At 64.9% G+C, this 24,791-nt stretch carries 24 protein-coding genes; 4 read left to right on the top strand and 20 right to left on the bottom strand.

The genetic code is table 11. The features are described from left to right. Positions 1-10: 10 nt before the first annotated feature. The 4 genes from OEW28_RS12855 to OEW28_RS12840 all read right to left on the bottom strand — a co-directional run bounded on the left by OEW28_RS12855 (position 11) and on the right by OEW28_RS12840 (position 4,036). Complete coding sequence (locus OEW28_RS12855; protein ID WP_263722984.1) at positions 11-886, bottom strand: F0F1 ATP synthase subunit gamma; 876 nt, start codon at positions 884-886, stop codon at positions 11-13. Positions 887-909: 23 nt separating this feature from the next. After that, the gene (atpA, locus tag OEW28_RS12850; protein WP_263735169.1) at positions 910-2,448 is read right to left on the bottom strand and encodes a F0F1 ATP synthase subunit alpha; all 1,539 of its coding nucleotides are present in this window, start codon (positions 2,446-2,448) and stop codon (positions 910-912) included. Then, the gene (locus OEW28_RS12845) at positions 2,448-3,008 is read right to left on the bottom strand and encodes a F0F1 ATP synthase subunit delta (RefSeq protein WP_263735168.1); all 561 of its coding nucleotides are present in this window, start codon (positions 3,006-3,008) and stop codon (positions 2,448-2,450) included. Before OEW28_RS12845 ends, atpA begins: the two co-directional genes overlap by 1 nt. A gap of 281 nt (positions 3,009-3,289) precedes the next feature. After that, positions 3,290-4,036: a class I SAM-dependent methyltransferase gene (locus OEW28_RS12840; protein ID WP_263735167.1), complete on the bottom strand. Its 747-nt coding sequence runs from the start codon at positions 4,034-4,036 to the stop codon at positions 3,290-3,292. A gap of 67 nt (positions 4,037-4,103) precedes the next feature. On the opposite strand from OEW28_RS12840, the gene gloB reads away from it, so the two are divergent. Both gloB and clpA read left to right on the top strand, forming a co-directional pair. Continuing rightward, entirely contained in the window at positions 4,104-4,871 is a 768-nt protein-coding gene (gene gloB / locus OEW28_RS12835) for a hydroxyacylglutathione hydrolase (RefSeq protein WP_263735166.1), read from the top strand. A 189-nt stretch (positions 4,872-5,060) separates the two neighbouring features. Continuing rightward, on the top strand, positions 5,061-7,382 hold the full coding sequence (gene clpA / locus OEW28_RS12830; protein ID WP_263735165.1) for an ATP-dependent Clp protease ATP-binding subunit ClpA: 2,322 nt from the start codon (positions 5,061-5,063) through the stop codon (positions 7,380-7,382). 46 nt (positions 7,383-7,428) lie between these two features. On the opposite strand, the gene OEW28_RS12825 is transcribed toward clpA, so the two are convergent. The 4 genes from OEW28_RS12825 to OEW28_RS12810 form a co-directional block, all read right to left on the bottom strand. Beyond that, positions 7,429-7,698, bottom strand: coding sequence for a RidA family protein (locus OEW28_RS12825; protein WP_263735164.1), 270 nt, complete (start codon positions 7,696-7,698; stop codon positions 7,429-7,431). Between the two features lie 216 nt (positions 7,699-7,914). Then, entirely contained in the window at positions 7,915-9,537 is a 1,623-nt protein-coding gene (locus OEW28_RS12820) for a peptidoglycan -binding protein (protein WP_263735163.1), read from the bottom strand. Between the two features lie 3 nt (positions 9,538-9,540). Then, positions 9,541-10,761: a biopolymer transporter ExbB gene (locus tag OEW28_RS12815; protein WP_263735162.1), complete on the bottom strand. Its 1,221-nt coding sequence runs from the start codon at positions 10,759-10,761 to the stop codon at positions 9,541-9,543. A gap of 87 nt (positions 10,762-10,848) precedes the next feature. Next, complete coding sequence (locus OEW28_RS12810; RefSeq protein WP_263735161.1) at positions 10,849-11,403, bottom strand: gamma-glutamylcyclotransferase; 555 nt, start codon at positions 11,401-11,403, stop codon at positions 10,849-10,851. A 72-nt stretch (positions 11,404-11,475) separates the two neighbouring features. On the opposite strand from OEW28_RS12810, the gene OEW28_RS12805 reads away from it, so the two are divergent. After that, positions 11,476-12,438, top strand: coding sequence for a DUF2125 domain-containing protein (locus tag OEW28_RS12805; protein WP_263735160.1), 963 nt, complete (start codon positions 11,476-11,478; stop codon positions 12,436-12,438). Here the strand turns inward: OEW28_RS12805 and OEW28_RS12800 are convergent. From OEW28_RS12800 to OEW28_RS12785, 4 genes are all read right to left on the bottom strand, one after another. After that, positions 12,435-13,358, bottom strand: a complete 924-nt coding sequence (locus OEW28_RS12800) for a prephenate/arogenate dehydrogenase family protein (protein ID WP_263735159.1) — start codon at positions 13,356-13,358, stop codon at positions 12,435-12,437. The two genes, OEW28_RS12805 and OEW28_RS12800, sit on opposite strands and share 4 nt — an antisense overlap. Then, entirely contained in the window at positions 13,355-14,440 is a 1,086-nt protein-coding gene (gene hisC, locus OEW28_RS12795) for a histidinol-phosphate transaminase (protein ID WP_263735158.1), read from the bottom strand. The genes OEW28_RS12800 and hisC overlap by 4 nt, the downstream gene beginning before the upstream one ends. A gap of 249 nt (positions 14,441-14,689) precedes the next feature. Beyond that, complete coding sequence (gene rpsD / locus OEW28_RS12790) at positions 14,690-15,310, bottom strand: 30S ribosomal protein S4 (RefSeq protein ID WP_263735157.1); 621 nt, start codon at positions 15,308-15,310, stop codon at positions 14,690-14,692. A gap of 187 nt (positions 15,311-15,497) precedes the next feature. After that, on the bottom strand, positions 15,498-15,899 hold the full coding sequence (locus OEW28_RS12785) for a c-type cytochrome (RefSeq protein WP_263735156.1): 402 nt from the start codon (positions 15,897-15,899) through the stop codon (positions 15,498-15,500). Between the two features lie 128 nt (positions 15,900-16,027). Here OEW28_RS12785 and OEW28_RS12780 point away from each other — a divergent pair, with 128 nt between their 5' ends. After that, positions 16,028-16,474: a DMT family transporter gene (locus OEW28_RS12780; protein ID WP_263735155.1), complete on the top strand. Its 447-nt coding sequence runs from the start codon at positions 16,028-16,030 to the stop codon at positions 16,472-16,474. On the opposite strand, the gene OEW28_RS12775 is transcribed toward OEW28_RS12780, so the two are convergent. The 8 genes from OEW28_RS12775 to OEW28_RS12740 all read right to left on the bottom strand — a co-directional run bounded on the left by OEW28_RS12775 (position 16,471) and on the right by OEW28_RS12740 (position 24,789). After that, the gene (locus OEW28_RS12775) at positions 16,471-16,875 is read right to left on the bottom strand and encodes a c-type cytochrome (protein WP_263735154.1); all 405 of its coding nucleotides are present in this window, start codon (positions 16,873-16,875) and stop codon (positions 16,471-16,473) included. The two genes, OEW28_RS12780 and OEW28_RS12775, sit on opposite strands and share 4 nt — an antisense overlap. A gap of 66 nt (positions 16,876-16,941) precedes the next feature. Then, on the bottom strand, positions 16,942-17,619 hold the full coding sequence (locus OEW28_RS12770) for an ABC transporter ATP-binding protein (RefSeq protein WP_263735153.1): 678 nt from the start codon (positions 17,617-17,619) through the stop codon (positions 16,942-16,944). Next, positions 17,612-18,898 (bottom strand): lipoprotein-releasing ABC transporter permease subunit, encoded by a 1,287-nt coding sequence (locus tag OEW28_RS12765; protein WP_263735152.1) that lies wholly within the window; start codon positions 18,896-18,898, stop codon positions 17,612-17,614. The genes OEW28_RS12770 and OEW28_RS12765 overlap by 8 nt, the downstream gene beginning before the upstream one ends. A 126-nt stretch (positions 18,899-19,024) precedes the next feature. After that, positions 19,025-20,362 (bottom strand): proline--tRNA ligase, encoded by a 1,338-nt coding sequence (gene proS / locus OEW28_RS12760; protein ID WP_263735151.1) that lies wholly within the window; start codon positions 20,360-20,362, stop codon positions 19,025-19,027. Positions 20,363-20,564: 202 nt separating this feature from the next. Next, complete coding sequence (locus tag OEW28_RS12755; RefSeq protein WP_263735150.1) at positions 20,565-21,620, bottom strand: glycosyltransferase 61 family protein; 1,056 nt, start codon at positions 21,618-21,620, stop codon at positions 20,565-20,567. A gap of 55 nt (positions 21,621-21,675) precedes the next feature. Continuing rightward, on the bottom strand, positions 21,676-22,914 hold the full coding sequence (locus OEW28_RS12750) for a type III PLP-dependent enzyme (RefSeq protein WP_263735149.1): 1,239 nt from the start codon (positions 22,912-22,914) through the stop codon (positions 21,676-21,678). A 15-nt stretch (positions 22,915-22,929) separates the two neighbouring features. Then, on the bottom strand, positions 22,930-23,154 hold the full coding sequence (locus OEW28_RS12745; RefSeq protein WP_263735148.1) for an acyl carrier protein: 225 nt from the start codon (positions 23,152-23,154) through the stop codon (positions 22,930-22,932). A 75-nt stretch (positions 23,155-23,229) separates the two neighbouring features. Beyond that, positions 23,230-24,789 (bottom strand): AMP-binding protein, encoded by a 1,560-nt coding sequence (locus OEW28_RS12740; RefSeq protein ID WP_263735147.1) that lies wholly within the window; start codon positions 24,787-24,789, stop codon positions 23,230-23,232. Positions 24,790-24,791 lie beyond the last annotated feature (2 nt).

The following is a 24,791-nucleotide window of genomic DNA, read 5'->3' as shown; positions in this document are numbered from 1 at the left end:
TCCGGTTCCCTTAGAGCGCCTCGGCGCCCGAAATGATTTCGATGAGTTCGTTGGTGATCGCGGCCTGGCGCGAGCGGTTGAACTGGATCGTCAGCTTGTCGATCATGTCGCCCGCGTTGCGCGTCGCGTTGTCCATGGCGGACATCCGCGCACCCTGTTCGGACGCACCGTTTTCCAGCAGCGCGGTGAAGACCTGGGTGGCGACGCCGCGCGGCAGCAGATCGGCCAGGATCTCTTCTTCCGACGGCTCGTAGTCGTAGAGCGCGGCGGAACCCGTGCCCTCGGCTTGCTCGAACTTCGCCGGGATAACCTGCTGCGCGGTCGGGATCTGGCTGATCACCGACTGGAAGCGGTTGAAGAAGATCGTGGCGACATCGAACTCACCATGGTCGAAGCGGTGGATCAGGTCACGCGCGATGGACTGCGCGTTGTCGTAGCCGATCTTCTTGACCTCGGAGAGGTCGACATGGGCCACGAAATGATCCGCGTAGTCGCGCTTGAGCTGCTCGCGCCCCTTCTTGCCGACGGTGATGATCTTGACGGTCTTCCCCGCCGCGATCAGTTCCGCCGCCTTCGCGCGGGCAAGCCGCACGATGGAGGAGTTGAAGCCGCCGCACAGGCCGCGCTCCGCCGTCATGACCACCAGCATATGGGTCTTGTCGGCGCCCGTCCCGGCCAGAAGCCGGGGCGCGCTGTCCGAACCGCCCACCGAGGCGGCAAGTCCGGCCATGACCGCGTTCATCCGCTCGGCATAGGGGCGAGCGGCTTCGGCGGCTTCCTGGGCGCGGCGGAGCTTGGCGGCCGCGACCATCTGCATGGCCTTGGTGATCTTCCGCGTCGACTTGACACTTCCGATCCTGTTTTTCAGGTCCTTAAGGCTGGGCATATCCCTGTCCCCTCCTCAGCGCGTCAAGCGAAGGTCTTGGCGAATTCTTCGATCGCAGCGCGGAGTTTGTCCTCGGCTTCACCCTTGATCTTGGGGTCGTCCTTGGTGATCCAATCGAGGATGTCCTTGCGGTTGGTGCGCAGGTGCTTGACCAGGTCGCGCTCGAACCGGCCGACGTCACGCACGGGCAGCTTGTCGAGGAAGCCCTTGATGCCCGCGAAGATGACGCAGACGATTTCCGCGTTGGTCAGCGGCGAGTACTGCGGTTGCTTCATCAGTTCGGTCAGGCGCGCGCCGCGGTTGAGCAGGCGCTGAGTGGCGGCGTCGAGGTCCGAACCGAACTGCGCGAAGGCAGCCATTTCGCGGTACTGCGCCAGTTCCAGCTTCACCGAGCCTGCGACCGACTTCATCGAATTGGTCTGGGCCGAGGAGCCCACGCGCGAAACCGACAGACCGGTGTTCACGGCCGGACGGATACCCTGGTAGAAGAGTTCCGTTTCAAGGAAGATCTGGCCGTCGGTGATCGAGATCACGTTGGTCGGAATGAAGGCCGACACGTCGCCGCCCTGGGTTTCGATGATCGGCAGAGCCGTCAGCGAACCGGCGCCGTTGTCCTCGTTCAGCTTCGCCGAACGCTCCAGCAGGCGCGAGTGCAGGTAGAAGACGTCGCCCGGATAGGCTTCGCGTCCGGGCGGACGGCGAAGAAGCAGCGACATCTGGCGATAGGCGACGGCCTGCTTGGACAGGTCATCATAGATGATCAGCGCGTGACGGCCGTTGTCACGGAAGTATTCCGCGATCGCTGTCGCCGAGTAGGGCGCGAGGAACTGCATCGGCGCCGGGTCCGAAGCGGTCGCGGCCACGATGATCGAGTAGTTGATGGCGCCGGTTTCTTCCAGCTTCTTCACCAGCTGGGCGACGGTCGAGCGCTTCTGGCCGACGGCCACGTAGACGCAGTAGAGCTTCTTGCTCTCGTCGTCGCCGGCGGCTTCGTTGTAGACCTTCTGGTTCAGGATCGCGTCGAGCGCGACGGCGGTCTTGCCGGTCTGGCGGTCGCCGATGATCAGTTCGCGCTGGCCGCGGCCGATCGGGATCATCGCGTCCACCGACTTGAGGCCAGTCGCCATCGGTTCGTGAACCGATTTGCGCGGGATGATGCCCGGAGCCTTGACGTCGGCAACCGCGCGCTTTTCGGTTTTCAGCGGGCCCTTGCCGTCGATCGGGTTGCCAAGCGCGTCGACGACGCGGCCCAGCAGCTCGTCACCGACCGGAACGTCCACGATGGACTTGGTGCGCTTGACGGTGTCGCCTTCCTTGATGTCGCGGTCGGAGCCGAAGATAACGACACCGACGTTGTCGACTTCGAGGTTCAGCGCCATCCCGCGGATGCCGCCGGGGAATTCCACCATCTCGCCGGCCTGGACATTGTCCAGCCCGTGAACGCGGGCGATACCGTCACCGACGGAGAGCACGCGGCCAACTTCGGCCACCTCCGCTTCCTGACCGAAGTTCTTGATCTGCTCCTTAAGGATCGCAGAGATCTCGGCTGCCTGGATTCCCATTATCCGACCTCTTTCATAGCATTCTGGAGGGAAGCGAGCTTCGAGCGGATCGAGGTATCGATCATCTTCGAGCCCACTTTGACGACGAGACCGCCGATGAGGCTTTCATCGACGGTCGTATTGAGTTTCACGGTCTTTCCGACGCTGGCCTTCAGCGTCTTCGCAAGCTGGTCGGCCTGCGCCTTGGTCAGGGCGGCGGCCGAGATGACCTCCGCGGTCACTTCGCCCTTTTCGTCGGCGATCATGCCACGCAGCGCAGCCAGAAGCTGGGGCAGCACGAAAAGCCTGCGGTTGCCCGCCATCAGTCCGAGCGTGTTCACAACGGTTCCCGAAAGCGACATCGCCTTGGAGAGCGCGGCGACGGCCGCGGCCTGTTCATCGCGGCTGTAAACCGGCGACCCGATCAGCGTGCGAAGATCGGCACTGGCGTCGAGCGCGGCTTGCAGCGCGGCGACATCGGCCTCAAGCGCCTTGAGGTCTTTGGCCTCCTTGGCGAGTTCAAACACAGCCGTGGCATAGCGCCCGGCAATCCCTGCGGAGATCGAAGCTGGTTCCGACACGTCCACCCTTCCGATGACTTTGCCTCTTCGCCCGGGGAAATCGGGACAGAGGCCACCCCTTCGCGCGCGTCACGCACGTCTTAGTTCGGCGCGGGTGTATCAGAGCGGATTTGTTGCCGCAACCGCCTTGGACAACATATTTCACAAGTTCAATTCTTTGCTTTTCAAAGACTTGGATCAACTCCGCCCTGCGGCGCATTGTCAGGCGCCCCGGGTTTGGGCGTTAACATGGGATTCACACACGGGAATCCCGCCGCGTGCGGCCAAATCTGGGCCGCGATTCAGACCGGGCCCGCCACCGGCTTCTGCATCCCTTCGAGCACCCGAAGAGGTCGCTGAACCGCCGCGCGCAGGCCCGGGCGCATCGGAGCGTGAAGCTGCTTCGAGACTTCGAGCATCAGCACACCGCCCGACATCACGGTTGACACCCTGTGGCCGACCCTTTCCCACATCGGCGCGGTCCTGAGCCAGAAGCGCCGCGACGAGGGGGGCACATAAAGCGCCGTCTGGTGACGCTCGGCCACGAAGTTGTGCTTGCGCAGCTGCGCGTCGAGCTGGCCCATGGAATACGGACGGCCAAAGCCGAACGGCGTCTTGTCGCTGCGCGACCACAGGCCAGACCGGTTCGGCACGATGAACAGTGCCCGCCCCCCCGGACCAAGGATGCGCCAGCATTCGTCCAGCACCGCCGATGGATTCTCCGAGGTCTCGAGCCCGTGAAGCACGACAATTCGATCGGCCATGCCGGTGTCCACCGGCCACTGCGTCTCCTCGCAAAGGACCGATACATTCTCCATTCCGGCGGGCCAGGGCATGACGCCCTGCTGTCCGGGCATCAGCCCGACGACCCGCCGGGCGTCGGCTAGATAGGGCCTGAGCAGCGGCACCGCGAAGCCGAAACCCACGACGGTTCGGCCCTTCGCCTCGGGCCAAAGGGTCAGGACCTGGTCGCGAATGGCCCTCTGCGCCGCACGGCCAAGCTGCGTGCGGTAGTAGAAATTCCTCAGGTCCAGAACATCAAGATGCATTGCACGAGACCCCGCGATTGGGTCAAAGTCGGTTTCTGGAAACATAAGCAAAGTCTCGCGAAACGCCATGCCCTTGGAAATCGTTACCATTCCGTGTCTCAGCGACAACTATGCCTTTCTGGCACACGACCCCGCGACGGGCGCCACGGCCGTTGTCGACGTGCCCGAAGCGGCACCGATCCTGAACGTGCTGCGTGAACGCGAATGGCGGGCAAGCCACATCCTTATAACGCATCATCACGGCGACCATATAGATGGGGTGGAAACGCTGGCGGCGGCGACCGGGGCGCGGGTGATCGGTGCGGCCGCCGACGCGCACCGCCTGCCGCCCCTGAGCGAGGCCGTGTCCGAGGGCGACAGCATCCGCATCGGCATGTCCGCTGGCCATGTCATCGACGTTTCGGGTCACACGGTGGGGCATATCGCCTACCACTTCCCTGATTCCGACGTCGTCTTCACGGGTGACAGCCTGATGGCGCTTGGCTGCGGGCGCCTGTTCGAAGGCACCCCGGAACAGATGTGGCGCAGCCTGTCGAAGCTTTCCGCCCTGCCCCCCCGCACGCTGGTCTGTTCGGGTCACGAATACACGCAATCAAACGGCCGCTTCGCGCTGACCATTGAACCGGACAATCCCGCGCTTATATCGCGCATCAAGGCCGTGGCCGAGGCGCGCGAGATGGGCCGCGCGACCGTGCCGTCACGGTTGGCTGAGGAACTGGCGACGAATCCGTTCCTTCGTGCGAACCTGCCCGAGGTGAAACGACATATCGGCATGGAAAGCGCTTCGGACGCTGAATGCTTTGCCGAGATCCGGGCGCGCAAGGACCGCTTCTGATACAATTGTCTTTGGAACGGCCCTCGAAAGTCGCAATCGGATCACATTTTGTGCAGCTTTTGCACTGATGATGAGTTTCAGCGTGGAAAACGCTTGAAGCCTCGTCGTTTCCACCAAACCTTAAAGATATGAGGCCACGGCGGGAAAGAGGCCTTCCCCATCCCGCCCCCGAGGAGAAGGAGCACGAAGGTGCCGTCATTTTCGAACACGCTTGAACAGGCGATCCACGCAGCGCTGGCGCTGGCAAATGCGCGCCGGCACGAACTTGCGACGCTCGAACACCTTCTGCTCGCGCTGATCGACGAACCCGAGGCATCCAAGGTGATGCAGGCCTGTTCGGTCGATCTGGAATCCCTTCGCAAGACGCTGGTGGACTTCATAGACGACGACCTGTCGACCCTTGTCACGGATGTCGAGGGATCCGAGGCCGTTCCGACCGCCGCGTTCCAGCGGGTCATCCAGCGGGCCGCGATCCACGTCCAGTCGTCCGGCCGGACCGAGGTTACGGGTGCCAACGTCCTTGTCGCAATCTTTGCCGAGCGTGAATCCAACGCCGCCTATTTCCTTCAGGAACAGGACATGACCCGCTACGACGCGGTCAACTTCATCGCCCATGGCGTCGCCAAGGACCCGTCCTTCGGCGAAAGCCGTCCGGTGACCGGCGCGCCCGAGCAAGAGGCGAAGGGCGACGACAAGGCCGATGGAGAATCCAAGGAATCCGCGCTGGCCAAATACTGCGTGGACCTGAACGCGAAATCCAAGAAGGGCGACGTCGATCCGCTGATCGGCCGCGAATCCGAAATCGAACGCTGCATCCAGGTCCTGTGCCGGCGGCGCAAGAACAACCCGCTCCTGGTGGGCGATCCTGGCGTGGGCAAGACCGCGATCGCGGAAGGCCTGGCACTGAAGATCACGCGCGGCGAAACGCCCGAGGTGCTGAAGGGCTCGACCATCTTCTCGCTCGACATGGGGGCGCTGCTGGCCGGCACGCGCTACCGCGGCGATTTCGAGGAACGGCTGAAGGCCGTCGTGAAAGAGCTTGAGGACCACCCCGACGCGATCCTCTTCATCGACGAGATCCACACTGTCATCGGCGCCGGCGCGACCTCGGGCGGGGCGATGGACGCCTCGAACCTGCTCAAGCCCGCGCTTCAGGGCGGCAAGCTGCGCTGCATGGGTTCGACGACCTACAAGGAGTTCCGCCAGCACTTCGAAAAGGACCGCGCGCTGTCGCGCCGGTTCCAGAAGATCGACGTCAATGAACCCACGGTCGATGACACCGTGAAGATCCTGATGGGCCTGAAGCCCTATTTCGAAAAGCATCACGACCTGCACTACACCAAGGACGCGATCAAGTCGGCGGTGGAACTTTCGGCGCGCTACATCCATGACCGCAAGCTGCCCGACAAGGCCATCGACGTGATCGACGAGGCCGGCGCCGCGCAGCACCTTGTGTCGGAATCCAAGCGGCGCAAGACCATCGGCCCCAAGGAGATCGAGGCCGTGGTGGCCAAGATCGCCCGCATCCCGCCCAAGAACGTGTCGAAGGACGACGCAGAGATTCTGCGCGATCTGGAACGGACGCTCAAGCGCGTGGTCTTTGGCCAGGATAGCGCCATCGACGCGCTGTCCTCGGCGATCAAGCTGGCGCGGGCCGGACTTCGCGAACCCGAAAAGCCGATCGGCAACTATCTGTTCGCGGGGCCGACGGGTGTCGGCAAGACCGAGGTCGCCAAGCAGCTGGCCGATACGCTCGGCGTCGAGCTCCTGCGTTTCGACATGTCGGAATACATGGAAAAGCACGCGGTCAGCCGCCTGATCGGCGCGCCGCCGGGCTATGTGGGCTTTGACCAGGGCGGCATGCTGACCGACGGCGTGGACCAGCACCCGCATTGCGTGCTCCTGCTCGACGAGATCGAAAAGGCGCATCCGGATGTCTACAACATCCTGCTGCAGGTCATGGACCACGGAAAGCTGACCGACCACAACGGGCGGCAGGTCGACTTCCGCAACGTGATCCTGATCATGACCTCGAACGCGGGTGCGTCGGATATGGCCAAGGCGGCCTTCGGCTTCGGACGTGAGCGGCGCGAGGGCGAGGATACGGCCGCGATCGAGCGGACCTTCACGCCGGAATTCCGCAACCGCCTGGACGCCGTGATCTCGTTCGCACCGCTGTCGCGCGACGTCGTCATGCAGGTCGTGGACAAGTTCGTCCTCCAGCTCGAGGCGCAGCTGATGGACCGCAACGTCCATATCGAGCTGTCGCCCGAGGCCGCGAACTGGATCGCCGAGAAGGGCTACGACGACAAGATGGGCGCACGACCCCTGGCGCGCGTGATCCAGGAACACATCAAGAAGCCGCTCGCGGAAGAGCTTCTGTTCGGCAAGCTGACCAAGGGCGGCGTGGTGCGGGTCCTGGTGAAGGACGGCAAGATCGAGCTGCAGGTGGAAGAACCCCAGCAGCGCCGCATCTCCGGGTCCAAGCCGCCGCTTCTGACGGCGGACTGAACCCTGCGACTGGCAAGGAAGGGCGGCGACCATTGCCGCCCTTTTTTCATGCGCGCGCCGCGATCGCCTGAACCTTGATCCTGCCGCCAAACGGCAATGCGGCTGCCTGGTGGATCGTGCGCGCAGGCCGCCTCCCCTCGGGGAACAGCGCTCCGTAAAGCGCGTTCACCTCGCCCACATCGGCCAGATCCAGGAAGGCCAGATCGACGTAAACGATCTCCGATCTATGGAAGCCCGCGGCTTCCGCGATGCGAAATACGTGATCGAAGGCGCGCTCGGCCTCCTGCCGCGTTGTGCCGGGGGACGTACTTGCCATCGGGTCCAACCGAAAGCTGGCCGCTGATCCAGCACTGATTACCGACCACGACGGCATTGCTGATCGGTGACGGCGATTGTGGCACGCCGTCCACCGAAACGATGAACCTTGTCGACATGGGCTTGCCCCCGCTTCGATCCGGCGTCGCATGTCGGCCCGATTGCCGGTCAGCGGCGGATCGGCGACACTCTAGCACGGCGCGCGTCCGGCCTTGTGCTACCGCTCGGTCAGCTTAAGTTCGATGCGACGGTTCTGCGCGCGCGCTTCCGGGGTGTCACCCTCGGCGACGGGACGATATTCGCCGAACCCTGTCGCGGCCATGCGCTCGGGCGGGAATCCAAGGTCATCCTGCATGTAGCGCACGACTGACAACGCACGCGCCTGGCTCAGCTCCCAGTTGTCGCGAAACTCGCCGCTGGATATCGGAACATTGTCGGTATGCCCGTCCACCCGGACGATCCAATCGATCGCAGACGGGATCTGGTCCGAGATGTCGCGCAAGATCGACACGACGCCGGCGATCTGAGAGCGTCCTTCGGAGGACAGTTCCGCCGATCCGGTTTCGAAAAGCACTTCCGAGGAAAAGACGAAACGGTCGCCGACCACCCGCACACCTTCCCGGCCCGACAGGACCTCGGAAAGCTTGCCGAAGAACTCCGAACGGTAGCGCGACAGTTGCTTGGCCTCGTCGCGCAAGGACTTCGCCTCTTCCTCAAGCCGAAGCCGCTCCGCCTCTTCCAGTTCGGCCCTGCGGCGCTGCTCGGAGGCGACCTGGGCCAAGGCGGAATTCAGCTGGCTGCCAAGGGCCTCGATCTGCACCTTCGCTTCGGCGTCGCGGTCCGCCGCGGCATCCAGAAGCGCCTGAAGCGCGCCAAGCTGCCCACGCACCGCCGCAAGCTGCTGATTTAGAACCGCCACCTGCCGTTGCGCCGAGGCAGAAACCTCCTTCTGTTTCGCCAGCTCGGATTCCGCCGTCGCCAGCAGGGCGGCCTTGCGCTCGGCTTCGGTCTGGCCCTCGGCGTCCCTGCCCTGCGCGGCGGCAAGCAGGGTCAGGGTTTCCTCAGCCTCCCTGCGCTTTTCCTCAAGCGCCAGCGTCATCGCCGTCAGCTCGCTTTCGGAATTCCGCAGGCGGTCGCGCAACGCCTCGGCCGCGGCGGCCTCGGCGAGCCTCTCCTTTTCGGCCTGGGACAGGCTGTCCTGGGCCGCGGCCAGCTCCTGCCCCTGCGCGGCGGCGCGTGCGCGCAGGTCGGCGATCAGGGCGTTCAGCGCCTCGCGCCGGGCAGCGGCAAGCCGGGCTGCCTCTGCCTGCGCGTCGACCTCGTCGCGCGCCTTGGCAAGGGCAAGGTTCAGCGCCTCCTGGTCGGACAGAAGCTTGTCGCGTGCCTGCGTCAGGTCTGCGACCTGGGCGCGCGCACTGTCTCGTTCGGACAGAAGCGAGGCCACCTGCGCTTCGAAGCTGGTGACTCTGGCGGTCGCCTCGGCCAGATCGGCGGTCGTATCCTCTACCTGGCGGGTCAGGGTTGCGATCAGCGCGGACTGGCGGTCGGCCTCGGTCCGCGCGGCGGCCAGATCCGCGTTCAGCCCCTGCACCTGCACCTGATAGGCGGCGGTGCGGTCGCGTTCCAGTCCAAGCGCGTCGGCCAGCCCCGTGAGCTGGTCGGTCAGTTCCGCAAGTTCGTCATCCTGCGTGTTGATCGTTTCGCGCAAGGTGAACTGCACGATCATGAAGATCGTCAGCACGAACATCAGCACCATCAGAAGCGCCGTCATCGCGTCGACGAAACCGGGCCATATGTTGGTCGAGAACCGTTGCCCGCCGCGGCCGTTCGACTGCGCCATGGCCTAGTCCTTCCTGGGTGGGGCCGACGGTTCGATGCGAACCAGCGAGCGTACGGCGCGCGTCAGCTGCGCAAGATCCGAACGAAGCTCCGCGACCGCTTCCTGACGGCCTGCCGCGACCTCTTCCAGGATCTTCAGAAGCTGCACGTCGATCGAACGCAGGCGCATCCTCGCCTCTGCGTCGCTGCCGTCGACCGCGGGCTCGGCAGCGCCCTTTTCCATGATCGAGACAAGCTTGTCCTGCCCCTGCACGATCTTGTCCTGCCCGGCGGCAATCCGGTCCAGCGCCGCACCCGAACCCGCCGCGGTCTCGTTGCGCTCTGCCATCATGTGAACCGCCTGCGCAAGCTGGACAAGCGCGTCATCCGTGCGGATGCGCCCGGCCTCGGCCTGGGAAAACAGGTCGGTCAGCGCCTCGACCTGGTTGGCCATCTGGTCGATGACATCCGCCAACCCCGCGCCGTCGACCCCGCCTTCGCCGTCCGACCCGGCAAGGCTGAGGCGGGTGAACGAGGAAAGCCAATCCTCAAGCTCCGAATAGAAGCGGTTCTGGCCGTGCCCTGCGAACAGTTCGAGCAGCCCCACCACAAGCGACCCGGCCAGGCCGAGAAGCGACGAGGAAAAGGCCGTGCCCATGCCGCCCAGCTGCGCCTCGAGACCCGTCATCAGCTTGTCGAAAACCTGCATCCCGGTCTCGCCCTCGTGGGGGGCAAGCGCGCGGATGGTGTCGACGACGGCGGGGACCGTCGTCGCGAGCCCGTAGAAGGTCCCGAGCAGACCAAGGAAGATCAGAAGGTTGATCAGATAGCGCGTGATGTCGCGCGCCTCGTCGATCCTCGCGGAAACCGACTCCAGGATCGATCGGGCGGAAGAGTTCGATATGTGGCTGCTGCGGGCGGTGCGGCTGCGCAAAAGGGCGGCGAGCGGCGCAAGCATGCGTGGCGGCACGGTCACCTCGTGCCCAGGACGGTTGGCGGCGAAGCCCTCGATCCAGCTGACCGACTGGACCAGCTGCACCACCTGCCAGAAACAGGTCAACACGCCCAGGACGAACACGCCCAGGATCAGGCCGTTGAGATAGGGGTTGGCCAGAAAGATCGGCGATATCCGCGCGAAGGCCAGATATGCGCCCGCGCCGACAAGCCCGATGACGATCAGCATCATCACGACCTGGCGGACGGGTTGCGAAAATAGCGGCTCGGCCTCACGCGCGGGTTTGATCATCTTGGTGCGGTCCCCGTTCTGTCGGGCCGACAATAGGCGGGGCCGCGCAGCGTGCCAAGCCCGCGATGCGAGGCCCCGGCCCCGACGTCACCGCCTTGCGTCACCCGCCAGATGCGCGCGCACGCGGTCTGCCAGCCAGTCAAGGTCCGGATCGGCAAGCCCAAGCTCGACAAGATGCGCGGCGGTATTCCACAGGTAGTCGCTGTTGCGCCCACGTCCGCCCTCGGCCCGGGCGATGATCCGCGCCTGCTCCTCAAGCTCGAGGCCACCACAATACTGGACATGATCGGGGTCGATGACAAAGGCCAATGCCTCGACCGCGCGTCCGTCGGCCAGCAAGAGCGGAACGGTTCGTTCCAGATAGGCCGCAGAGACCAGTTCCCTTTCGCGCAGATAGGCAATCGTGGCCTCGGCGTGATCGTCGGCAACGGCGAACGCGACGCCGTCGCAGTGCGCCCCTTCGGCCGCGTCAAGCGCCAGCACCAGGCCCGGCTCCTCCGGCGTGCCGCGGTGGTGGATCGAGCGCATGCAGAACGACCGGTGCCATCCCGAAAGCCGCGCGACGACGCGTTCGGTATAGGGGAAACCCGGCTCCCAGATAAGCGATCCATAGCCGAAGACCCACAGGCTGTTCACGTTCATGCTCTGGCCCCTTTCCCGCCGGGCCTGTAAACACCATCTGCAAGTCTCAGGAAAGACCCACGGGGGCGCAGAATGCGCAAGCTCTTGTCACTCACCGTCGTTCTGGCGGCTCTCTACGGGGGGTACTGGTTCGTGGGTTCGCGCGCCGTCCTGTCAGGGGTCGAGTCGGCGCTGACCCAGCTTCGGGCCCAAGGGCAGGTCAACTACGCCTCGGTCGGACTGGTCGGCTTCCCCTCGCGCTTCGACCTGACGGTCGAGGCACCCGAGGTGCGCGGCCGGGACATCAGATGGACCGCGCCGTTTCTGCAGGTCTTCGCGCTGTCCTACAGGCCCAACCAGATCATAGCGGTCTGGCCGAACGAACAAAGCCTGACCGTGGCGGGACAGCGGATCGAACTGAAAGCCGAAGACATGCGGGCCTCCGCGCTTTTCGGAACCGAGACGAAGCTGCCGCTTGACCATGCACAGATGGTGGTAAAGGCGCCCTCACTGGCCGCCTCCGGTTGGTTCGCAAAGGCCCGAGAGGCCCGAGTTGCCAGCCAGGCGACGGAAGAAGACGGCCGGACGCATCGGATTGGCGTCGATGTGATGGATACCGATCTGACAGGCCTTGAAACCGGCGCCGACGTCCCCGCCACGATCGATCGCGCCTACCTTGACGCGACGCTCAGCTTCGATCGACCGATCGACCGTTTCGCCGGGGAAACGCCGCCCCGGCTTTCGCGCGCAGAGATTTCGTCGGCGCGGATCATCTGGGGACCGATGCGGATCGAGGCAGAGGGAACGGTCGAGGTCACCGCCTCAGGCACACCCGAAGGAAAGCTGACGGTCAAGCTGACCGAGTGGCGGCAGATGCTCGCGGGCGCCAGGACGCTGGGCCTGCTGTCATCAGTCGATGCCTCGAACCTGGAACGCATGTTCGAGGGAGTGGCGCGCAATTCGGCGGACCCCGACAGCGTCAGCCTGCCCTTCGACCTGCGGCAGGGAATGGTCTATCTTGGCCCGTTCCCGCTTGGACCCGCGCCGCGTCTTTAGTCGCCTGCAGATTTCGTGCGCCCGAAATCCGGTGCGGCAGTGTCCTGCCCGGCCTCGATGATGCCGCGCCGGATGGCACGCGTGCGCGTGAAATAGTCATGCAGATGCTGCCCGTCGCCCATCCGGATGGCGCGCTGAAGCACGAACAGTTCCTCGGTGAAGCGGCCGAGGATATCCAGCGTCGCCTCCTTGTTGGTCAGGAACACGTCACGCCACATCGTCGGGTCCGAGGCCGCGATGCGGGTGAAATCCCTGAAGCCCGCGGCAGAGTACTTGATGACTTCGCTCTCGGTCACGCGGCTCAGGTGGTCGGCCACGCCAACCATCGTGTAGGCGATCAGGTGCGGCGTGTGGCTGGTCACGGCCAGGACCAGATCGTGGTGGGCCGCATCCATCTCGTCGACGTAGGAGCCCATCCCCTCCCACAGCGCGCGCAGGCGCGCGACCGCCTCGGGATCCGCGTTTGCGGGCACCAGAAGGCACCAGCGGTTCTGAAAAAGCGTCGCGAAGCCTGAATGCGGGCCGGAATGTTCGGTGCCGGCCAGCGGGTGGCCGGGAACGAAATGGACCCCTTCCGGGACATGGGGGGCAACCGCCGCGACCACCGCCTGCTTGACCGAACCCACGTCGGTGACTGTCGCGCCGGGCTTCAGATGCGGACCGATCTCTTCGGCCACCGCGCGCATCGCGCCCACCGGCACCGCCAGAACGACCAGGTCGGCGCCCTTGACGGCCTCGGCCGCGGTTTCAAAGACCTCGTCGCAAAACCCGATCTCCAGAGCGGCGGCGCGGGTCTCGGCGGTGCGCGCGTGTCCGGCGACCGAGCCCGCCAGCCCCCACTTCTTCATTGCGTGCGCCATCGAGGACGCGATCAGTCCAAGTCCGATCAGCGCCACGCGGTCATAGATGGGACGGCTCATTTCTGCCCCTTGAACTGGCCGATGGCATGCGCCACCCGGCGGCAGGAAGCTTCGTCGCCGATCGTGATGCGAAGGCAATGGGGCAAACCGTAGCCCGCAACACGCCGCACGATCAGGCCCTGGCTCTGCAGGTATTCGTTGCAGGCGGCTGCCTCGGACTCATCGACGAAGCGCGCAAGGATGAAGTTCGCCGTCGATGTATCCGAGGGCACGCCGCGTTCGGCCAGCGCCTCGGCCAGCCAGGCGCGCAACCGGGTGTTCTCCGCGCGGCAGCGGTCGACGTGATCCCGGTCCCGCACGGCCGCTTCGGCGGCATCAAGCTGCGCGGTCGACAGGTTGAACGGCCCGCGGATGCGGTTAAGGACGTCGATGATGGACCTGGGTCCATAGCCCCAGCCGATACGCAGCCCGCCAAGCCCGTAGATCTTTGAGAACGTCCGCGTCATGAAGACGTTGGAGCGGCGGTTGACAAGGTCCGCGCCGCCGTCGAAGCCCTCGACATACTCTGCATAGGCGCCGTCCAGCACCAGGATCGCCTGTTTCGGCAGGCCGGCTGCCAGACGCTCGACCTCGGCCGGGCCGATCATGGTGCCGGTCGGGTTGTTCGGGTTGGCGATGAACACCAGCTTCGTGCGCCGCGTGCAGGCTGCGAGCAGGGCGTCCACATCCGTCGTCCGCTCACGCTCGGGGACCGATACGGGCGTCGCGCCCGCCGCCATGGCAGAGATGCGGTACATCAGGAACCCGTGCTCGGTGAAAAGCACCTCGTCGCGCGGACCCGCATAGGCCTGGCACAGGAAGTGGATGATCTCGTCCGAGCCCACGCCGCAGATGATCCGCTCGGGGTCAAGTCCGTGCACATCGCCGATCGCCTGCCTCAGCGCGGCATGGTCGGTGTTGGGGTAGCGGTGCAGCTTGTGCACGGCGCGCTGAAACGCCTCTTTCGCCCTGTCCGACGGGCCAAACGGGTTTTCGTTCGAACTGAGCTTGATCGCGTCGCTGATGCCCGCGACATGCGCCGCACCGCCCTCGTACAGGGCAATGTCCATAATGCCCGGCTGCGGGCGGATCGGATCGGTCATGGCAGCGACTCCGCAAGTTCGGGCGCTTTCTATCGGGCGCCGCCCGCATAGGCCAGACCCGAACGCCAGGTGCCATCGCGCCAAGGCCCAAGTGTTGCAGACTTTGCGCCCTTCGCGCGCGCCGACCGCCGCGCGCCACCAGGCATTGCGGACCAAGGTGGGCCTGCCCGCCCCGTCCGCCCATGGCACCAGCGCGCCAAGAAAAAGGGCCGCCCCGAAGGACGGCCCTTTTCCTGAACATGGCGAAGATCAGTTCTTCGCGTAGAATTCGACGACGAGGTGCGGTTCCATCTGCACGGCGTAGGGGACGTCGCCCAGGGCCGGCGTGCGCACGAAGGTCGCGGTCATCTTGTTGTGATCCGCCTCGATGTAGTCGGGCACGTCACGCTCGGCAAGGCCGACGGCCTCGAGCACGAGGGCGAGCTGGCGCGACTTGTCACGGACGGCGACGACGTCGCCTTCCTTGACGCGGTAGGAACCGATGTTCACGCGCTTGCCGTTGACGGTCACATGGCCGTGGTTCACGAACTGGCGCGCGGCGAAGATGGTCGGCACGAACTTGGCGCGGTAGACGACGGCGTCCAGGCGGCGCTCGAGCAGACCGATCAGGTTCTCACCGGTGTCGCCCTTGACGCGTTCGGCTTCCGAGTAGATGCGGCGGAACTGCTTTTCGGTCAGATCGCCGTAGTAGCCCTTGAGCTTCTGCTTGGCACGCAGCTGCGTGCCGAAGTCCGACAGCTTGCCCTTGCGGCGCTGACCATGCTGGCCTGGGCCGTAGTCACGCTTGTTGACCGGGGATTTCGCACGACCCCAGATGTTTTCGCCCATCCGGCGGTCGATCTTGTACTTGGCAGAGGTGCGTTTGGTCACCGCTGATCTCCTTCGCATAGTGCGCCGCGCGTGGCGGCCATGAAGGGCGTTGTCCTTTCCCTTTCGGGCGACAGGATTCCCCTTGCGGGGGCCACCAACACCAAATGAATTGCCCGGGCACTTCGTCCCGGGACGGGCGGCTTATACAGCCCGCGCCGGGGGAGTCAAGGCCGCCCAGCCTCTGCCGCTAGTTTTGCAGCTTTTCCAGGTAATCGGCCAAGGCCACAAGGTTCACGGGCGTCGGCGTCATCACCCCGTCGCCGGTGTCGACCAGCACAAGGGGCCCCTCCTGCAGCACGACACCCAGTTCCGGCATGACCGAAGACCGATCCCCGCGCCGTGTGTAGCCGTCGATGGTGGACATGACCCTGACCTTCGGGAAGACGCCGCCGTTCCGCGCCGCGATCCGGGTCAGGTCCGCAGGCATCTTGCCAAGGCCCTCTGCCGCCGGACCGTCGCCCTTGCCGCCGACACCATGGCAGGAGGCGCAATAATCAAGATAGAGCGACCGTCCCGACACCTGTTGTTCCGGCGCGCAGGCACCGAGGATCGCAAGCGTGACCACTGGCAGAGCGACTGTAAGCTTCATGTCCTTCCTCCCGTGGGTATCGGTATCGACGATACTTGCGCCATGGCCAAGGCAATATGATCTGAATCAGGCCGTGACAAGGGCCGGACGCAACCCTAGGGTCTGACCGGACGAAACGGAGTTCAAACATGGCCGACAGCTTTCGCTACGCGCTCATCATGCTGTCGGCGGGCATCGGCATCCCGGTTCTGGCCGCGCTCAACGCCCAGCTTGGGGCACGGATCGGATCGCCCGCGGCGGCGGCTTCGGTGCTGTTCGTCGTGGCCTGCCTTGCCGCCCTGCTGGTAACGGGCACGACGGGAAGCCTGGCCAAGGTCGCGCTGATTCCGGCACAGCCCCGGCATCTTCTGCTGGCGGGGTTGCTTGTCGCCTTCTATGTCCTGTCCATCACCTGGGTCGCGCCGCGCTTCGGCATAGGCAACGCGATCTTCTTCGTGCTGCTTGGCCAGTTGATCTCGGCCACGCTGATCGACCAGTTCGGCCTGTTCGGTGCAGCGGTCCGAACCGTGGGCCCGATGCGGATCGCGGGGCTATGCCTCATGGCGATCGGCGTCTTCCTCTGCCAGAAAGCCTAGCGCTGGATCGCCATCAGGTAGTCCACCACATCCAGAACGCGTTGCGAGGTGATGACCGGCGCGCCTTCGGGGCCGTCCGCCGCAACCGTGTCGCCCGTGAAAAGCGCGCCGAAGATGGGCATCGGCCCGCCGTGACCGCGCAAGCCGGTGCGGCCGTCGACGACATGCACGACCCTCAGCCATGGAAAGCTTCCGCCCTCGCGTTCGGAGATTCCGGTCAGGTCCGGCACGGGCACGGTCAGAAGCTCTGACATCGGGCCGTTCCCGGTTCCATCCGCGCCGTGGCAGCCCGCGCAGGCGCCGACGAATATCTCCCGGCCCAGGGCGTTTTCCTGCGCCGCGGCGGGCGGCGCCACGGACAAAGCGGCAAGCAGGGCTAGGCAGAAGGACACGATGCGCATGACGGATCTCCGGGCTGGTTCGCTGCCAGTGTCGCGCGTTCGCCCCCCCTTGCGCCTTGATCCGGATCAGATGATCCCGCCGGCCTCCAGCCTGACGATCCGGTCCATCCGGCGGGCAAGGTCCAGGTTGTGGGTCGCGATCAACGCTGCCAGCCCGGTTTCACGCACCAGCGACAGAAGCGTCGCGAACACCCGGTCAGAGGTTTCGGGGTCCAGGTTTCCGGTCGGTTCGTCCGCCAGAAGAAGCTTCGGCCTGTTGGCAAGAGCCCGGCAAAAGGCCACGCGCTGCTGCTCGCCCCCCGACAGGGCAGCCGGGCGGTGGCCAGCCCGTGGGGCGATACCCACCATGTCCAGAAGTTCGGCCGCGCGGTCCTCTGCCGCCTTGCGCCCGACGCCATTGGCGAGCTGCGGCAGGACGATGTTTTCAGCCGCCGAGAATTCCGGCAGCAGGTGATGGAACTGGTAGACGAAGCCGACATCGCGCCGCCGCGCCTCGGTCCGGGCGCGGTCCGACAGACCGGACATCTGGCGGCCTGCGATGCTGACCGTCCCGGCGTCGGCGGCATCAAGAAGCCCGGCGATGTGCAGAAGCGTCGACTTGCCCGCCCCCGAGGGCGCGACAAGGGCCACGACCTCGCCCGCCGCCACGCGCAGGTCCAGCCCGCGCAGCACCTCGACCTGGCTCGGCAGCCCCAGGTTGTAGGTCTTTTCGATGCCGTGAAGATCCAGGACCACGTCACTCATACCGCAGCGCCTCCACCGGGTTCATGCGCGCCGCGCGCCGGGCGGGAAAGATGGTGACAATGAAGGACAGGCTCAAGGACAGCGCGACGGCGCGGAAAACGTCCCAGCCGCGCAGCTCGGCCGGAAGCCGGTAGATGCCCCGGATCGACGGATCCCAGGCCCCGCCCCCGGTCGCCCAGTTCACCGCCGACATGATGCCGTCGACATTCCAGGCGATCAGGCACCCCAGGATCACCCCCGCGATGGTCCCGATCACGCCCACGAAGGCGCCGCACAGGAAGAAGATACGCAGGATCGACCCCTCGGTCAGACCCATGGTGCGCAGGATGCCGATGTCGCGGCCCTTGTTCTTGACCAGCATGACAAGACCCGAGGTGATGTTCATCGTCGCGATCAGCACGATCAGCGACAGGATGACGAACATCACGTCATCCTCGATCGACAGCGCCGCGAGAAAGGCAGAGGAGCGATCCTTCCAGGTCCAGACATAGCGCCCGTTTCCGACGGCCTGCAGAAGCTCCGGCACAAGGTCGTCGATGCCCTCGGGATCGTCGACGAAAATCTCGATCTGGTCGGCGACGCCCTCGCGGTTGAAGAAGCTCTGCGCTTCTTCGAAGGGCATGTAGATGCGGGCGCTGTCCACGTCGGCCCGTCCGACGGAAAAGATGTAGGTGACTTCGTACACATTGACGCGCGGCGAGGTTCCGAACGCGGTCTTGACCCCGTTCGGCTGGACAAGCTTGACCTTGTCGCCGGGAATGACCCCAAGCGCCCGCGCGATGCCCGAGCCGATCGCGATGCCCTGTTCGAAGCGGTCGATATCGCCCAGCGCCTCGGGCGCGCCGCGGAAGGTGGGCAGCGCAGCCAAGACCTCGGGCGCGACGCCCAGCACTTCGCCCACCGTTGCGCGATCGCCGTAGGTGATCATCGAGAAGCCGGCGATGCGCGGATTGGCGCGGGTGACACCCGGGATCGCCTCGATCCGGGCCGCCACATCGGCGAAATCGGGGATCGAGATGTTGACGACACCGTTCTCCACCGCCTGCGGATAGGCCCCGATCTCGGCGTGCGAGTTCGCGCCAAGGATCGTCTGGACGTATTCGGTGCGGAAGCCCGACCGGACGGCCAGCGTCGCAACCAGCGCCATTACGCCCAGCGCGATGCCGACAAGGCTGATCCAGGTCATCACGCTCACGCCGCCCTCGGCGCGCCGAGCGCGAAGGTAGCGCCAGGCGATCATGAACTCGAACGGGGCGAAGGGTCGGGTGGCCTGTGCCATGAGGGCTCCGGTGCGAAAGCGGGCGCAAGGTGGCGGTGCGCAGGCGAAAGGTCAAGGCGGCCTTCGACCCGACATCGACGCTTTTCCGCCGAGGTGGGGGCCGCCCCGACAGGTCTTGTACGGGCCTCAGCGGCCCGCGTAGATCTCGGCCACGCGGGCGACCGCCGCCTCGGGACTCATCTCCTCGCTTTCGCCGGTGCGGCGCGAGGTCAGCTCGACCACGCCGTTGGCCAGCCCGCGCGGACCGACGGTGATGCGCCAGGGCAGGCCGATCAGGTCCATCGTCGCGAACTTCGCGCCCGCCCGTTCGTCGCGATCATCGTACAGCGCCTCAAGCCCCTTGGATTTCAGCGCCAGGTACAGGCCCTCGCAGGCCGCGTCCGCCGCCGCGTCGCCCTGCTTGAGGTTGACGATGCCGACCGGGAAGGGCGTGACGCCTTCGGGCCAGATGATGCCCTTGTCGTCATGGCTGGCCTCGATGATCGCGCCCAGAAGCCGCGACACGCCGATTCCGTGCGACCCCATGTGGACGGGCACCCTTTCGCCCTTGTCGTTGACGACGACCGCGCCCATGGGTTCGGAATACTTCGTGCCGAAGTAGAAGATCTGACCGACCTCGATGCCGCGGCCCACCTTGCGATGATCCTCGGGGACCTGCGTGAACACGGCTTCGTCGTGAGTTTCGTCGGTCCGGGCGTAAAGCGTCGTGAACTCCTCGCAGACCTTGGCGACCTGGTCGCGGTCATCGTAGTCGATGTCGCGCGCGCCAAGCTTCAGCGTGGTGACGCGGTCGTCGTAGAAGACCTCGCTTTCGCCCGTCTGCGCCAGCACCAGGAATTCGTGCGTGTTGTCCCCGCCGATCGGGCCGGAGGCCGCACGCATGGGAATGGCGGTAAGGCCCATGCGCTCGTAGGTGCGCAGGTAGCTGACCATGTGGCGGTTGTAGGCGTGCAGCGCGGATTCCTTGTCGACGTCGAAGTTGTAGCCGTCCTTCATCAGGAACTCGCGCCCGCGCATCACGCCGAAGCGCGGACGGACCTCGTCGCGGAACTTCCACTGGATGTGGTAAAGCGTCAGCGGCAGGTCCTTGTAGCTCCCCACGTGGCTGCGGAAGATGTCGGTGATCATCTCTTCGTTCGTCGGGCCATACAGCATGTCGCGGCCATGGCGGTCCTTGATGCGCAGCATCTCTTCGCCGTAGTCGTCGTAGCGGCCACTTTCGCGCCACAGATCGGCAGGCTGAAGCGTCGGCATCAGAAGCGGGATGTGGCCTGCGCGCACCTGTTCCTGGTGCACGATTTCCTCGATCCTGCGCAGGACCCGGAACCCGAGCGGCAACCAGGAATAGATGCCAGCCGCCTGCTGCTTGATCATGCCGGCCCGCAGCATGTAGCGGTGGCTGACGATCTGCGCATCGGCGGGGTTTTCCTTGAGGACGGGGAGGAAATAGCGGGAAAGGCGCATGAAAGGCTCGCATCCTGTGGCTTCGGTTGCGCAAGGGATTATGCGAAAGCCGTCATGCAGGCAAGGCGGCCCCCTTGCCACCTGCCAAGGATTCCACTCACCCGGCTGAGCCGGACGCCCTGCGGGCGGAACGCCACGAGGCGCGGCGACAAATCATGGGTTCCCGTCCTGGATGCCGAAACGGGATGCCGCGCATCCGCGCCTACCAGGCAGCAGCCTTGTGGCCGCCCGCCATCAAGAGATCGAGGGTCTGGTCGACTTCCTCGATGCTCGCGGTGAAGGCCTCGTCCGGACCGGTGGCCACGAGATAGGCATAGTCCATCCCTTGGCGGTCGGTGACGAACTTCAGGACCGAGGTGACCCGCGCCGGCGGCTGGATGACGAAAAGCGCTGAACCGGGCGGCATAACGGCGAGACCGTGGACAAGATGACTGCCCTCCACCCCTGCAACCACCCTCGCGCCAGCGCAGGCGGCGATGATCGCCTCGACGGTGGACGTGGCGGGATCAAGCACACGGAAGCCGTGACGCGACTCCAAGTGTGCGGCGATCTCGGTTTCGTTGGCAAGCACGCGCGCTTCGCCTGTTGTTCCGCGCGTGAGAAACACACCCGGGTGCGACTCGTGCGGGACAGCCGCCACGAGCTGCGCGCGCATTGCCTCGGCCCGACCTCGGCGCTCGTCGTTCTTGGTGAAGTCATCGAACATCAGAAGTTCCCGGAAGTGCGCCTTTTCCAGTCGCAGCGGCGCGATCTCCAGCCGCGCCTCATAGTCGGGAACATGGCCGGAAGACCCAAGCGAAGAACAGACAGGCTTTCCATATTCCTTCGCGAGGCTGTAGCGCGGGCAGTCGTCGCTCAGCCAGTTTCCGAACCACCTGTTGCCCCACCAGCTTTCGTAAAGCGCGCCGCTCGCGACCTCCTGTGGCTCAACATATGTCGGCCGCCATCGCGAGCGCTGGCGCAGGTGGCGGATACCCTTTGCCGAATAGAGCACGCCATCGACCAGATCGACATCCTTCAGGCGAAAGCCGAATGTCGGTCCGGCCGTTTCCACGTACCCACCGGTCAATTCCCGCTGCACCTGCTCAAGCGTCCGAAACTCGGTCCCCCGAATGCGGTCGAACTGGCCCGACAGGGCGATCCCCGGCCGGATTTCACGCGGGCAAGCGGGCGCGATTTCCCAGCGCTCATCCGCGACCTCGAACAGATCGGCGGCGCCGATCCCGAGAGCAGACAACGCTGGCCGAACAGAGATCATCCAATTCCAACCTTACAGAAGCGATCCGCGCCAGAAACGGCGAGGCCGCCGCGCGTTACCGCGCCAGATCGCCCAACTGCCGCGTTACATCCCGTGCCTGCCCGCCCTCCATAAGAATTTCGCGCGGCAACTCGTGGCTGATGAAGTATACGGGGCTGGCAGTCAGCCCATATGCTCCGCTGTTGTGCACGGCTATCACGTCGCCGATTGCGATCTCCGGCAGCTGTACGCCAACGCCGATCCGGTCTAGCGGCGTGCAAAGCGGGCCGACAAGATTGACCTTTCGCGCGGGCTCTCCCCCGCCGACCCGATGCATTCGGTAATTGCGATGGATCACCATGCCGAAGTTGCCGGAGGCGGGCAGGTGGTTGTTCATGCCGCCGTCGCAGATGCCAAAACGCGTTCCGCGCGATTCCTTGATCGTGGTGATGCCGGTCAGGAAATATCCCGCCTCTCCGACGAGGTAGCGCCCCAGTTCAAGCGCCAGATCGGTCTTGGCGAACCTGGGAAGCGCACAGAAAGCGTCGATCTCTTTTCGGATGCCAAGCGCGGCGGCCTTCAGGTCAATCGGCGCATCGTTCTCGAAGTAGGGAACGCCCAGACCCGATCCGAAGACAAGCTTCTCCGGCCAGATATCATGCCGCTCGCAGACATCGGAAAAGATGCTCATGAATATCCGGTAATTCTCGCAGATCGCCTCCGGGACCAGGCACTGCGTTCCCGCGTAGATGTGAAGCCCGATCAGCCGAAGGTTCCTGAGCGCGAGGATCTTCGGAAGCTCCTCGTGGATCGCTTCATAGTCGACCCCGAATGCACTTGGCCTGCCGGCCATCTGGTCGCCGAAGCCTTTCGGAACCCTGTCGGGCGCGATGCGGACCATGATGCGTTGGACACTGCCGGCCTCGGCCGCGATGCGATCGGCGCGGATCGCCTCGTCCACGGATTCGACGATCAGCTCGCCCACGCCGTTCCCGATGGCCTCGGCCAGTTCGGCGTCACGCTTCCCGGGGCCCGTGAAGCTCATCCTCTCCGGCTCCCAGCCGGCCCGAAGACCGAGCCGCATCTCGCCGATCGAGGAGATGTCGAGGTTCTCGATCCGGCTCGAAAGCCAGCGCAGAAGCTCGGGGTTGGGGTTGCTCTTGGCGGCGTAGCTCAGCGCGAAGCGCCCCCCGAATGCGGCCCGCAGATCCGCGATCCGCTGCTCGATCTTGTCCGTGAAGTAGACATAGGCCGGCGTCCCGAAATCGGATGCGACTCGGGCCAGGGCGGCGTCATCTTCGTGCGCTTCCAACATGTTACCAGTCACTACCTAGCTTGCGCTCTCGACAAAATTCTTGATCCTCTCAGGCGTGTCGAAGTTGTCGAGCGTTACGTCTTCGGCACGCACCTGAATGCCGCATTTCTGTTCGATGAACATGATCAGACCGATCATCAAGACAGAGTCGAGCAATCCGGAGGAGAACAGTTCCGTCTCCGGCTCGATCGGCTCATCGGGTTCGAGCACGCCGGTCAGGTATTCCAGGAGTTCGTCCATCTTCATGCTCATTTGGAACCACCCGAAGCATCAATCACACACACGTCCTATCCTTTCATTCTGGTGTCAAAGGGTCTAATCCTGCAGGCCTCGGCTGATCTTTACGATTTCGGGGCGGGCGAGCTTTCCGCTGGACGTCCGCGGCATGGCCTCCCGCCACAATCTGATCTCCTTGGGCACCATATAGCTCGGCATCGTCCGAAAGCAGTGCGCGATCAGGCGATCCTTGTCGAACCCCTCCAGAGGCGTGACGGCGACATGCACGGCATGTCCCAGGTCATCGTCTTCGACACCGTAGGCCACGGCATCGGCGACGATGCCGCTGCTGTAGATGTGATCCTCGATCTCGTCGGGGCTGGTGCGAACCCCGCTCGTCTTGATCATCGCGTCGTTGCGGCCGATGAACCAGAGATCGCCGTCTTCGTCGACCCTGACGATGTCACCGCTGTAGACCACCTTCTCCTCCCCGATCAGGTGGCGCAGCTCCGGGCAGGTCCGGATCTTTTCGTTGGTCAGGTCCGGGCGGCCCCAATAGCCCATGCTGACCAGAGGGCCGCGATGGACCAGCTCCCCCTGCTCCCCGGGTCCGGCGATGCCGACACCTTCCTTGATGACAAAGACCTCGGCGCCGGGGATCGCCTTGCCGATGGATCCTTTCTTGGCGTGGAACAGCTCGGGCGCAAGAAAGGTCGAGCGGAAGGACTCGGTCAGGCCATACATCAGGTAGATGTCGGCACCGGGAAAGACATCCGGCATGACATCCAGAATGTCGGGCGGGATCCGTCCGCCGGTGTTCGTGACCCGCCGCAGAGACGGCAATGCGACGGGGTTGTCGCGCAAGAGCCGGACGATCTGGTTGATCAGCGGCGGCACCCCAGCAAGACCCGTGACGTCGTGCTTGACCATGGCGCGCACGATCTCCGTCGGCATGATCACCGGCTGGTGCACCACCGTCCCGCCGAGCAGTAGCATGGTCGTCAGCTGATTGAGCCCCGCATCGAAGTTGTAGGCAAGAATGCTGATCAATCGGTCGTCTTCCGAGAGCCGAAGATATCGCGCCACCGAGCGCGCACCGGCGATGATGTTGCGGTGGCTCAGCATCACGCCCTTGGGACGGCCCGTGGAGCCGGAGGTGTAGATGATCATGGCCAGTTCCGTATCGAGAACCGGCACCTCGGGCGTCGACGCTTCGGGGAGAAGACGCCAGCTGTCGAAACCTTCGGCCTCTGACTTGAGGTCTAGCGCGAGGATGCGGCGCACCTTCCCCGGAAGCTCCTGCTTCGACATCGCGGCGGCGGTGCGTCCGTCCGTCAGGACCATGACCGCGCCGCAGTCGTCCGCGACATAACCAAGCTGCTCAAGCGTCCACTGGGCATTCACGTTCACGACCACACCACCCACCTTGGCAACGGCCAGCATGGCGACGACTTCCTCGATGCTCTTGCGCAGATGAACGATGACGCGGTCGCCCCGCGCGATGCCCCGCTCGCTCAGATAGCTGGCGACACGGTCGACCTCAGCGCCGAGGCTAGCGTAGTCAATCGATCGGGTCGGATCCACCAGCGCCGTCTTGCCCGGACGAGCAGGGATGTTGTCGGACAGCAACTGGTAGAATGTCGTTGTCAGAGCGTTCACGA

It is taken from the genome of Albidovulum marisflavi (assembly GCF_025751435.1).
Lineage (GTDB): Bacteria > Pseudomonadota > Alphaproteobacteria > Rhodobacterales > Rhodobacteraceae > Albidovulum > Albidovulum marisflavi.
The sequence above is the reverse complement of the archived record's forward strand: the minus strand, read 5'-3'. Positions and strand labels throughout refer to the sequence as shown.

What these genes read in the sequence shown, in the direction of transcription:
- OEW28_RS12855 (WP_263722984.1), bottom strand. Translation starts at nt 886, where the DNA reads ATGCCCAGCCTTAAGGACCTGAAAAACAGGATCGGAAGTGTCAAGTCG.
- atpA (WP_263735169.1), bottom strand. Translation starts at nt 2,448, where the DNA reads ATGGGAATCCAGGCAGCCGAGATCTCTGCGATCCTTAAGGAGCAGATC.
- OEW28_RS12840 (WP_263735167.1), bottom strand. Translation starts at nt 4,036, where the DNA reads ATGCATCTTGATGTTCTGGACCTGAGGAATTTCTACTACCGCACGCAG.
- gloB (WP_263735166.1), top strand. Translation starts at nt 4,104, where the DNA reads ATGCCCTTGGAAATCGTTACCATTCCGTGTCTCAGCGACAACTATGCC.
- OEW28_RS12825 (WP_263735164.1), bottom strand. Translation starts at nt 7,698, where the DNA reads ATGGCAAGTACGTCCCCCGGCACAACGCGGCAGGAGGCCGAGCGCGCC.
- OEW28_RS12820 (WP_263735163.1), bottom strand. Translation starts at nt 9,537, where the DNA reads ATGGCGCAGTCGAACGGCCGCGGCGGGCAACGGTTCTCGACCAACATA.
- OEW28_RS12815 (WP_263735162.1), bottom strand. Translation starts at nt 10,761, where the DNA reads ATGATCAAACCCGCGCGTGAGGCCGAGCCGCTATTTTCGCAACCCGTC.
- OEW28_RS12810 (WP_263735161.1), bottom strand. Translation starts at nt 11,403, where the DNA reads ATGAACGTGAACAGCCTGTGGGTCTTCGGCTATGGATCGCTTATCTGG.
- OEW28_RS12805 (WP_263735160.1), top strand. Translation starts at nt 11,476, where the DNA reads ATGCGCAAGCTCTTGTCACTCACCGTCGTTCTGGCGGCTCTCTACGGG.
- OEW28_RS12800 (WP_263735159.1), bottom strand. Translation starts at nt 13,358, where the DNA reads ATGAGCCGTCCCATCTATGACCGCGTGGCGCTGATCGGACTTGGACTG.
- hisC (WP_263735158.1), bottom strand. Translation starts at nt 14,440, where the DNA reads ATGACCGATCCGATCCGCCCGCAGCCGGGCATTATGGACATTGCCCTG.
- OEW28_RS12785 (WP_263735156.1), bottom strand. Translation starts at nt 15,899, where the DNA reads ATGAAGCTTACAGTCGCTCTGCCAGTGGTCACGCTTGCGATCCTCGGT.
- OEW28_RS12780 (WP_263735155.1), top strand. Translation starts at nt 16,028, where the DNA reads ATGGCCGACAGCTTTCGCTACGCGCTCATCATGCTGTCGGCGGGCATC.
- OEW28_RS12775 (WP_263735154.1), bottom strand. Translation starts at nt 16,875, where the DNA reads ATGCGCATCGTGTCCTTCTGCCTAGCCCTGCTTGCCGCTTTGTCCGTG.
- OEW28_RS12770 (WP_263735153.1), bottom strand. Translation starts at nt 17,619, where the DNA reads ATGAGTGACGTGGTCCTGGATCTTCACGGCATCGAAAAGACCTACAAC.
- OEW28_RS12765 (WP_263735152.1), bottom strand. Translation starts at nt 18,898, where the DNA reads ATGGCACAGGCCACCCGACCCTTCGCCCCGTTCGAGTTCATGATCGCC.
- proS (WP_263735151.1), bottom strand. Translation starts at nt 20,362, where the DNA reads ATGCGCCTTTCCCGCTATTTCCTCCCCGTCCTCAAGGAAAACCCCGCC.
- OEW28_RS12755 (WP_263735150.1), bottom strand. Translation starts at nt 21,620, where the DNA reads ATGATCTCTGTTCGGCCAGCGTTGTCTGCTCTCGGGATCGGCGCCGCC.
- OEW28_RS12750 (WP_263735149.1), bottom strand. Translation starts at nt 22,914, where the DNA reads ATGTTGGAAGCGCACGAAGATGACGCCGCCCTGGCCCGAGTCGCATCC.
- OEW28_RS12745 (WP_263735148.1), bottom strand. Translation starts at nt 23,154, where the DNA reads ATGGACGAACTCCTGGAATACCTGACCGGCGTGCTCGAACCCGATGAG.